Origin of the sequence: Pseudomonas sp. EGD-AK9, from assembly GCF_000465935.2 — a bacterium.
GTDB lineage: Bacteria > Pseudomonadota > Gammaproteobacteria > Pseudomonadales > Pseudomonadaceae > Aquipseudomonas.
On the sequence record NZ_AVOF01000150.1, the window covers coordinates 1 to 7,537 of the forward strand.

Consider the following 7,537-nt stretch of genomic DNA (forward strand, 5'->3'; position numbering starts at 1 on the left):
ACGACCGTGCGCTGTTGCTGCAGCAGGCGCAGCTGGCCTACGACCGCGCCTTCAACCCCGAGGGCGTGCAGCGTCAGCTACTGGCGATCCTCGCCGAGCCGAGCCGGGTGGCGCTGCTGGGTCGCCTGCGGGTGCCGACCCTGGTGGTGCACGGCACCGCCGACCCGCTGCTGCCGGTGATGCATGGCGTGCACGTGGCGGCGCATATCCGGGGGGCGGAACTCAAGCTGATTCCGGGGCTGGCCCATCGCTTTCAGGAGGCATTCAAGGAGCCGCTGCTGGCCGCGGTGCTGCCGCATCTGGCCGCGCACCGGCAGGATCTGGGGCTGGCAAGGCTTTGAAGATCGGCGAGCGTTTCCACTCGTTTGCACGATTTGAGGGGGCGATTCGCGTAGCCGGTGGGGAAATCGCCGGCAAGCCAAATCAACGGCAAGCAGGCTCGAAGGGACAAGGGTGCGGATAAGCGGGGGCAGGCGTCGAGACGCTCAGAGTTCCTGATCCCGCTGGACTGTACGGCGCTGCAGGTTGTCGATATGGTCGTTGCTGTGACGCAGCAGCTTGTCGGCCATGTTCACCCGATCGATATAGCGGGCCACAGCCAATTCGGCGTCGTGGCGGGACGCGAACGGCCCTTCCAGGGTGCCTTCGCGGGTCGAAAAGAAATATTGGCCGTTGACGGCGCTCAGGCGCGAGCTGCGGTAATGCGTCCCTGGTTGGGCGTCGAGGCTGCGTTGACCGAACATAAAAAGGCTCTCCATCTACAGAGGCTGGATGATTTGAGTCTACTGCGCGCCTTGCGCCCTGCCGAGCGAAGCGACCAGTGGTCGAGGTTGTCGGCCTGATTGGTGCTTTTTGCCGAGTTTTCCAAGATTTTGGCGCCGGAAGCCTGACATTTTCAGGGCTGAGGGCGGTACAGTTGTGCCGTGCAACGCCGCCCAACTGTTACTGTGCCGGTTGCGGTCCGCCTCCTAGAATGGCGCTTTGCGGCCCGAGCGACTTGCCGGGTCGCCCGTTTCGAGGTCGCCATGCATATCTCCTCCGGCCGTTGGCTCTACGGCCTGCTGCTCGCCCTGACCACGTCCGTGCTCTGGGGCATCCTGCCGATCAAGCTGAAAGAAGTGCTGCAGGTGATGGACCCGGTCACCGTCACCTGGTACCGCCTGCTGGTGGCCGGCTCGCTGCTGCTCGCCTACCTGGCCGCGTCCCGCCGGCTGCCGCGCTTTCGCCCGCTGGGGCGCAAGGGCGCCTGGCTGCTGGTGCTGGCCATCGCCGGACTGACCGCCAACTACGTGCTGTACCTGGTCGGCCTCAATCTGCTCAGCCCCGGCACGACGCAGCTGGTGATCCAGGTGGCGCCGATCCTGCTGCTGGTCAGCAGCCTGTTCGTCTTCCGCGAGCGTTTCAGCCTGGGCCAGGGCATCGGCCTGGCGATCCTGCTGCTGGGCTTCGTGCTGTTCTTCAACCAGCGCCTGGGCGAGCTGCTGACCTCGCTCACCGCCTACACCGCCGGCGTGCTGATCGTCCTGGCGGCGGCCTTCGTCTGGACCTTCTATGGCCTGGCGCAGAAGCAGCTGCTGACCCTGTGGAACTCGGTGCAGGTGATGATGGTGATCTACCTGGCCTGCGCCCTGCTGCTGACGCCCTGGGCGCAGCCGCTGCAGGCGCTCGAGCTGAGCCCGTTGCAGGGCTGGCTGCTGCTGGCCTGCTGCCTCAACACCCTGGTCGCCTACGGCGCCTTCGCCGAGGCGCTGGCGCACTGGGAGGCCTCGCGGGTCAGCGCCACCCTGGCCATCACTCCGCTGGTGACCTTCGCCTCGGTGGCCGTGGCGGCGAGCTGGTGGCCGGATCACGTGCAGCCCGAGCAGGTCAACTGGATCGCCTACGGCGGCGCCCTGCTGGTGGTGCTGGGCTCGGCGTTGACCGCTCTGGGGCCGTCGCTGCTGGCCGGGCTGCGCGCGCGCAAGGCAAGGCGGCTGGCCAGGGCGTAGAGACGCCGCGCGCACCAGGAGCCGGCAACCCTGGCCAGCGCTACGCGCTGCCTAGGCCTTGACCCCCAGCGCCTCGGCCTTGCGCAGCCAGGCCTGGCGCTGTTCCTCGCTGGACGGTCGCACCGGGGCGAATTCGGCCAGGCGGCGGGTCTTGATCCCGCAGAAACCGAGGATGGTGCGCACCATCTGCCGGTGTGCCGGCGCGCCGTAGACCCAGCGGAAGTACCAGGGCGGGGTGTCCAGGGTCACCAGCAGGTCGGCGCTGCGCCCGCTCAGCAGCTTGTCCCACAGCTGCGAGCGGTGGCGGTACTTGAAGGCGAAGCCGGGCAGGAACACCCGGTCGAAGAAGCCCTTGAGCAGCGCTGGCAGGCCGCCCCACCAGACCGGGTAGACGAACACCAGGTGCTCGGCCCAGTGGATCAGGCGCTGGGCCTCGAGCAGGTCGGGTTCCAGGTTCTGGCTCTGGTCGTAGCCGTCGCGCAGGATCGGGTCGAACTGCAGCTCGCCCAGCTTCAGCTGGCGCACCACATGGCCCTGGTCGCGCGCGCCCTGGGCGTAGGCGGCGCCGAGGGCATGGCACAGGCTTTCGCGCTTGGGCGTGCCGAAGATCATCAGGATGCGTTTGCCGTCGCCTTCCAGCGGCGTGGCGCCGCTCTTGCCCTCAGTCATGTTTGCCGGCTCCGAGCATGTCCTGCGGCCGCACCCACTGGTCGAACTGGGCGTCGTTCAGGTAGCCCAGCTGCAGCGCCGCCTGGCGCAGGGTGCTGCCCTCGGCGTAGGCCTTCTTGGCGATCTCGGCGGCCTTGTCGTAGCCGATATGCGGGTTCAGCGCGGTGACCAGCATCAGGCCATTCTCCAGGTGCGCGGCCATTTGCACGGCATCCGGCTGCAGCTCGGCGATGCAGTGCTGCTGGAAGTTGCGGCAGCCGTCGGCGAGCAGGCGGATCGACTGCAGCAGGTTGTGGATGATCACCGGCTTGAACACGTTCAGCTGCAGGTGGCCCTGGCTGGCGGCGAAGCCGATGGTGGCGTCGTTGCCCAGCACCTGGCAGGCGAGCATCGACAGCGCCTCGCACTGGGTCGGGTTGACCTTGCCGGGCATGATCGAGCTGCCCGGCTCGTTGGCCGGCAGGCGCACCTCGGCCAGGCCGGCGCGCGGGCCGGAGCCGAGCAGGCGCAGGTCGTTGGCCAGCTTCATCAGCGCCACGGCCAGAGTCTTCAGCGCGCCGGAGAGCTGCACCAGCGGCTCGTGGCCGGCGAGGGCGGCGAACTTGTTCGGCGCGCTGGTCAGCGGCAGGCCACTCAGCGCGGCCAGCTCGGCGGCGATGGCCTCGGCGAAGCCGGGTGGGGCGTTGAGTCCGGTGCCCACCGCGGTGCCGCCCTGGGCCAGTTCGCATACTGCCGGCAGGGCGGCGCGGATGGCCGCCTCGGCGTAGCCGAGCTGGGCGACGAAGGCCGACAGCTCCTGGCCGAATGTGATGGGGGTGGCGTCCATCATATGGGTGCGCCCGGTCTTGACCAGGTGGGCGTGGCGCTGCGCCTGCTCCTGCAGGCCGTCGCGCAGCTCGGCGATGGCCGGCAGCAGGCTGTGCCTGACCGCCTGCGCCGCGGCGATGTGCATGGCGGTGGGGAAGCAGTCGTTGGAGCTCTGCGCGCGGTTGACGTGATCGTTGGGATGCACCGGGCTCTTGCCGCCGCGCGTGCCGCCGGCCAGTTCGTTGGCACGGCCGGCGATCACCTCGTTGACGTTCATGTTGCTCTGCGTGCCGCTGCCGGTCTGCCACACCACCAGGGGGAACTGCGCATCGTGGTCGCCACCCAGCACCTCGTCGGCGGCCTGTTCGATCAGCCGGGCGATATCCGCTGGCAGCTCGCCGCTGCGGCTGTTGACCCGCGCCGCGGCCTTCTTGATCAGCGCCAGGGCGTGCAGCACTGCCAGCGGCATGCGCTCGGTGCCGATGGCGAAGTTGATCAGCGAGCGCTGCGTCTGCGCGCCCCAATAGGCCTCGTTGGGGACTTCGATGGGGCCGATGCTGTCGGTTTCGGTGCGGCTCATGGCGATCTCCGGGAGTAGGACGGCTGGCAGTTTAGGCCGTTGCGTCGGGCACTGGTTCCGCGGATTTTCTATCGCGACCATTACCAGCGGGCGTGGGTTGCACCGAGCCAGCCGAGGGCGCCGTCCACCGGTACCCGCTCGCCCTTGGGACCGCGCAGCACGCCGTCGTAGCGACCGAACCACTGCTGGGTGTCGGCATGGAAGGGGCCCAGCTTGGGGCAGGCGCGGTGCAGCTGGCGCGGGCTGAAACGCAGCGCCACGCGCTCGTCCGCGCTGTCCAGGCGCCAGGGTGCCAGCGGCGCGTGGGCGCTCTGTTCGATGCTCAGCGGGCTGTCCAGGCGCTGCAGTTCGCCGCCGAACCACAGGGCGTTCTCCGACAGGCCGCTGTGTTCCAGCCAGCCGGAACCGAAGTTGCCGGCGATGCCGCCCGGTGCGGCGAAAGCGGCGCGCTGCCAGTGGCTGTTCAGCGGCCACACGCCGCGGCCGAAATCCAGGGCGGCGAAGCTCTGCCCGGGGGCGCAGCTGTACTGCTTGCGTCCCAGCTGCAGGCTGCCGGCAGCCGGCAGGCCGAGCTGGCGGCTGGTGGCGTGGAAGCCGCCGCCCTGCAGCGGCGCCACCAGGTTGACCGATTGCAGGTGGGCGGGGCGCTGGATGTCCAGCGCCACCTGCAGCGGCTGGCCGCCGATATCCGGGGCGGCGGCGGTCAGGCGCAGGCGGCCGGGATGCTCGTCGATGCGCAGTTGCAGGCGCGGGTGGTTGAAGGCGTGGCTCTCCAGCGGCAGGTCGGGCAGCTGGCAGCCGAAGGCGAAGGGGCGCAACTGGGTGTGGGCGACGGCCTGGCCGCTGTCCAGGTCGAGGAAGTAGGCGGCGCCGTAGCCCAGGTAATCGAGGTCGGCCAGGGTCAGCGCGAGCATCCACTGCGGGGTGGTGATGCACCAGTGGTTCCAGCGCTTGCGCCGGCCCAGGTGGCCGCGCAGGGCGCAGTGCACCTGCGGTCGGCTCGACCAGCCGATGGCGTCGGCCAGCAGCCGACCCTTGCTGTCGCACAGCGGCTGGGGGGGGAATTCGGCGGGGCTGGCGAAACTGGTCATCGGGCACGTCCATGTGTGTGCGCAGGCTGGCGATCAATTGCCGGGGCGAGGAGTGCGCACGCCATTCGAATCGGGGGCGCACAGCATGCCGAGCACCTTCAAGCATGGGCAAGTGCTGGCATTTTGGCAACTGACCAGCGGGTGCGGCAGTGCGCAGGGGTTTTGTGCGCTGGCGCACGATGCGGCCGACTTGAGGTAAACCGGGCTTGGGCACAAAATGCCCCCAGCGCAGTCTACCCAGACTCACCCGTCACCCCCGGAAGCCTTCCCATGCCTCATCTATTCAAGCTGTGCACCGCCGTTCTGCTCAGTGCCTCGGCGTCCCTGGCCCTGGCCGATGCCGCCAGCCATGCCGCCGATGCCGAGCGTTTTCTCAAGCTGGCACATGCCGACAAGCTGACCGTGCCGGTGTATGGCCAGGTGCAGCAGATGTTCGCCCAGCGCTTCGCCCAGGCGCCGGGCGGCAAGCAGGCGCTGCTGGAAAGCTATCAGGCCAAGGCCAATGCCGCGCTGGACAAGGCGGTGGGCTGGGACAAGCTCAAGCCGGACATGGTCAAGCTCTACACCAGCAACTTCGACGAGCAGGAGCTCAAGCAGCTGATCGCCTTCTACGAGTCGCCGCTGGGGCAGAAGGTGCTGCAGAAGATGCCGACCCTCACCGCGCAGTCCGCACAGATCACCCAGAGCAAGCTGGAAACCGCCGTGCCGGAGGTGAACAAGCTGCTGGCCGAGATGAGCGACGAGCTCGGCGTGAAACAACCCTGATGGAGCCCACGATGTCCAAGCAAGACCTGATCGTCGCCGCGCTGGCCGATCTGCAGCCCGAACACCTCGCGGTGCTGGACGAGAGCCATATGCACAGCCGCGGCCTGGAGACCCACTACAAGGCGGTGATCGTCAGCCCGGCGTTCGCCGGCCTGAACGCGGTCAAGCGGCATCAGAAGGTCTATGCCACGGTCGGCGAGCTGATGGCGCAGATCCATGCCCTGGCCCTGCACACCTACACCCCCGAGGAGTGGGCGGCGCAGGGCGTGGCGCCGGCCTCGCCGACCTGCCGCGGCGGTCATTGACCCAGGCCGGATGAACGCCGGGGTGCTCCCCGGCTATCGCTGCGCTCGACCCGGGCTGCGGAGCGTTGCAGCCGGGCCAGGCTACAGGCTGTCGCGCCTTGTCGCCAACTCGCCCCGGCGCTTCGCGGCTTTGTTACAATCCGCCTCGCGCCGGCCCACGCCGGCGCTTTCGTTTGGCTTCTCGATCCGGCGAGTTCGCGCCGATCGAGCCCCAGTCCGCCCTTTACGTGGGCGACTACTGAAGGACATTCCATGACCGACAAGATCGTCGTCGCGGCGCTGTACAAGTTCGTCTCCCTGCCGGACTACCAGGCGCTGCGCGAACCCCTGCTGCAAACCCTGCTCGATAACGGCATCAAGGGCACCCTGCTGCTCGCCGAAGAGGGCATCAACGGCACTGTCTCCGGCAGCCGCGCCGGCATCGATGCGTTGCTTGCCTGGTTCGCCGAGGACGCCCGTCTGGCCGATATCGACCACAAGGAGTCCTATTGCGATGAGCAGCCGTTCTATCGCACCAAGGTCAAGCTGAAGAAAGAGATCGTCACCCTCGGCGTGCCGGGCGTCGACCCCAACCAGCGCGTCGGCACCTACGTCGAGCCGCAGGACTGGAACGCCCTGATCAGCGACCCCGAGGTGCTGCTGATCGATACCCGCAACGACTACGAGGTGGCCATCGGCACCTTCGAGGGCGCCATCGACCCCAAGACCAAGTCGTTCCGCGAGTTTCCCGAGTACATCAAGGCCCACTTCGACCCGCGCCAGCACAAGAAGGTGGCGATGTTCTGCACCGGCGGCATCCGTTGCGAGAAGGCCTCCAGCTACATGCTCGGCGAGGGCTTCGAGGAGGTCTATCACCTCAAGGGCGGCATCCTCAAATACCTGGAGGAAGTGCCGCAAGAAGAAACCAAGTGGCAGGGCGACTGCTTCGTCTTCGACAACCGGGTGACCGTGCGCCACGACCTGACGGAGGGTGACTACGACCAGTGCCACGCCTGCCGCACGCCGATTTCCGTGGCGGACCGCCAGTCCGAGCGCTACAGCCCCGGCGTCAGCTGCCCGCATTGCTGGGACTCGCTGCCGGAGAAGACCCGTGAAGGCGCCCGCGAGCGGCAGAAGCAGATCGAGCTGGCGCGCGCGCGCAACCAGCCGCATCCTCTGGGACGCGACCCCCGCCAACTGAACGAGGCCTGACCATGGCAAGCCGCCTGCTCTACGTGATGGACCCGATGTGTTCCTGGTGCTGGGGTTTCGCCCCGGTGGCCGAGGCCCTCGCCGAGCAGGCCGGCATTCCGCGCATCGAGTTCGCCGAGGCCTTCGACAGCCAGGCCATGG

The 7,537-nt window shown here is 68.2% G+C and carries 9 protein-coding genes; 5 read left to right on the top strand and 4 right to left on the bottom strand.

Annotated features, from left to right (window positions below; genetic code table 11):
* Window positions 1-341 (top strand): alpha/beta fold hydrolase (locus tag N878_RS08505; RefSeq protein WP_021443240.1); only part of this gene is annotated, 341 nt, incomplete at its 5' end.
* A 144-nt stretch (window positions 342-485) separates the two neighbouring features.
* On the opposite strand, the gene N878_RS08510 is transcribed toward N878_RS08505, so the two are convergent.
* Entirely contained in the window at window positions 486-743 is a 258-nt protein-coding gene (locus tag N878_RS08510) for a DUF6316 family protein (protein WP_021443241.1), read from the bottom strand.
* A 282-nt stretch (window positions 744-1,025) separates the two neighbouring features.
* On the opposite strand from N878_RS08510, the gene N878_RS08515 reads away from it, so the two are divergent.
* A complete protein-coding gene (locus tag N878_RS08515) occupies window positions 1,026-1,988 on the top strand; it encodes a DMT family transporter (protein WP_021443242.1) in 963 nt (320 codons plus the stop codon).
* A gap of 51 nt (window positions 1,989-2,039) precedes the next feature.
* Here the strand turns inward: N878_RS08515 and N878_RS08520 are convergent, their stop codons facing one another.
* From N878_RS08520 to N878_RS08530, 3 genes are all read right to left on the bottom strand, one after another.
* Entirely contained in the window at window positions 2,040-2,657 is a 618-nt protein-coding gene (locus N878_RS08520) for an NAD(P)H-dependent oxidoreductase (protein ID WP_021443243.1), read from the bottom strand.
* Entirely contained in the window at window positions 2,650-4,044 is a 1,395-nt protein-coding gene (locus tag N878_RS08525; RefSeq protein WP_021443244.1) for a class II fumarate hydratase, read from the bottom strand. The genes N878_RS08520 and N878_RS08525 overlap by 8 nt, the downstream gene beginning before the upstream one ends.
* 80 nt (window positions 4,045-4,124) lie before the next feature.
* A complete protein-coding gene (locus N878_RS08530; protein WP_021443245.1) occupies window positions 4,125-5,135 on the bottom strand; it encodes a DUF2804 domain-containing protein in 1,011 nt (336 codons plus the stop codon).
* A 270-nt stretch (window positions 5,136-5,405) separates the two neighbouring features.
* Here N878_RS08530 and N878_RS08535 point away from each other — a divergent pair, with 270 nt between their 5' ends.
* The 3 genes from N878_RS08535 (at window position 5,406) to N878_RS08545 (ending at window position 7,396) form a co-directional block, all read left to right on the top strand.
* Window positions 5,406-5,900 (top strand): DUF2059 domain-containing protein, encoded by a 495-nt coding sequence (locus tag N878_RS08535; RefSeq protein WP_021443246.1) that lies wholly within the window; start codon window positions 5,406-5,408, stop codon window positions 5,898-5,900.
* Window positions 5,901-5,911: 11 nt separating this feature from the next.
* Window positions 5,912-6,205, top strand: a complete 294-nt coding sequence (locus N878_RS08540; RefSeq protein WP_021443247.1) for a BolA family transcriptional regulator — start codon at window positions 5,912-5,914, stop codon at window positions 6,203-6,205.
* Between the two features lie 252 nt (window positions 6,206-6,457).
* Complete coding sequence (locus N878_RS08545; RefSeq protein ID WP_021443248.1) at window positions 6,458-7,396, top strand: rhodanese-related sulfurtransferase; 939 nt, start codon at window positions 6,458-6,460, stop codon at window positions 7,394-7,396.
* Window positions 7,397-7,537 lie beyond the last annotated feature (141 nt).